Source organism: Antarctobacter heliothermus (genome assembly GCF_900188425.1).
In the GTDB taxonomy this organism is placed as follows: domain Bacteria; phylum Pseudomonadota; class Alphaproteobacteria; order Rhodobacterales; family Rhodobacteraceae; genus Antarctobacter; species Antarctobacter heliothermus.
The window spans coordinates 1-1,186 of the sequence record NZ_FZON01000158.1; the positions used below are offsets into that span (position 1 = coordinate 1).

Genomic DNA, 1,186 nt, shown 5'->3' on the forward strand with positions numbered 1-1,186 from the left:
CGCCGATCACAAGATCAACCGCATCGGCGAACTCGCGCCATGGAACTGGACGCCGAAATAGGCGTCAAGCGCTGCGTGGCCGGACGCATACTGTTTTTCTCATGCAGCGAAAATGTCAGGTGATAATTCTGGGGACGCTCCCGGAACATCCTCTTGTGATGCTTCGTGTAGTCATAGAAGGTGGTCTCCGGGAAGATCTCCATCAGGTTGCGGTAGGTTCAAGTCGGCGAGAAGTTCAGGAGAGTCTTGGGCTACTTTGCGCGCCCACTCGTTGAAGGTTTTGAAGCCTATGAGGATGATCAGCTCCTCTGGCTTGGCCCGGTATTCTCGCTGAAAAAACCGTAGTTGCTGGTAGATCGTGTTTTCGATTGGAAGCATGGTGTTCTCCGAAAAGGAGGAAGGACCCCGCAGGGTCCTTCCATCACTTCAGTTCAAGGGGGGTGTGTGCCTTTATCCTTGCAGGATCTCCCGCAACTTGATGCCGATCCGGCGGGCCTTGGTGGCTTCCTCGGCCGCGGCCTCGGAAGAGCTCTGAGCGACCAGAGCCTCCTGCCGAAGTTCCTCCGAGATACTCTCATTGACCACGGCGACGGCGTCGAGGTTGTCGACCACCTGGGTGAATGCCGACAAGACATCGTCAACAGTGGTGGGGTGCTTTGCAGCGGTGAATAGTCCCATGAAATCCTCCTTCGGATGTGGGGTTGAAAGTTCTGTCAGGCCATGCCCAAGGCAGCTTTATACATCTCCAGGACAGCTTCCTCCTCGGCGATGTCGTCAGCGTCACGCCGACGCTCTGAAATGACCCGGCGCAGCACCTTGGTGTCGTACTGGTCGGCATTGAAGGCCGAGACGGCCATCTGGAGCGTGCAAATCACGTTGTCCAACTCGTAGTTGAGGGACGTCTGCATCATCGTGATTTCGAAGGGGGCGTTGTGACACACCCAGTGAGCGTCTTCGCGGCGCGCGTCGAGGATCTGCTTCGCCTCCGACCAGGGGAGGCGGTTCTCAACATCGGCGTGCATCAGGTTGACGTAGTAGGCGGTGTCGTCCTCGTCACAGAAGAACGAGAACCCGGTGACGACTGTGCGGTTGACTGTGAACAGGCATGCAATTTTGACCCCGTAACGGGGTGATCGGCGTCCAACAATGACCCCCTTACACTGATGTGGATGATGCTCCCGAGGCT

General features: G+C 57.0%; 3 protein-coding genes and 1 pseudogene. All 4 read right to left on the reverse strand.

Going from position 1 to position 1,186, the window contains the following annotated elements; genetic code table 11:
• Positions 1 to 14: 14 nt before the first annotated feature.
• Positions 15 to 203 (reverse strand): GP88 family protein, encoded by a 189-nt coding sequence (locus CHB90_RS27660; protein WP_425426663.1) that lies wholly within the window; start codon positions 201 to 203, stop codon positions 15 to 17.
• The gene (locus tag CHB90_RS26045; protein ID WP_089280579.1) at positions 172 to 378 is read right to left on the reverse strand and encodes an SGNH/GDSL hydrolase family protein; all 207 of its coding nucleotides are present in this window, start codon (positions 376 to 378) and stop codon (positions 172 to 174) included. Before CHB90_RS26045 ends, CHB90_RS27660 begins: the two co-directional genes overlap by 32 nt.
• Before the next feature lie 72 nt (positions 379 to 450).
• Positions 451 to 678, reverse strand: coding sequence for a hypothetical protein (locus CHB90_RS26050; RefSeq protein WP_089280580.1), 228 nt, complete (start codon positions 676 to 678; stop codon positions 451 to 453).
• Between the two features lie 35 nt (positions 679 to 713).
• A pseudogene (locus CHB90_RS27285) lies at positions 714 to 827 on the reverse strand (GapR family DNA-binding domain-containing protein); the annotation flags it as partial.
• Positions 828 to 1,186: the final 359 nt, after the last annotated feature.

Bases quoted from the DNA above. Each gene is read 5' to 3' on its own strand.
- CHB90_RS26050 (WP_089280580.1), bottom strand. From the start codon at position 678: ATGGGACTATTCACCGCTGCAAAGCACCCCACCACTGTTGACGATGTC.
- CHB90_RS27660 (WP_425426663.1), bottom strand. From the start codon at position 203: ATGGAGATCTTCCCGGAGACCACCTTCTATGACTACACGAAGCATCAC.
- CHB90_RS26045 (WP_089280579.1), bottom strand. From the start codon at position 378: ATGCTTCCAATCGAAAACACGATCTACCAGCAACTACGGTTTTTTCAG.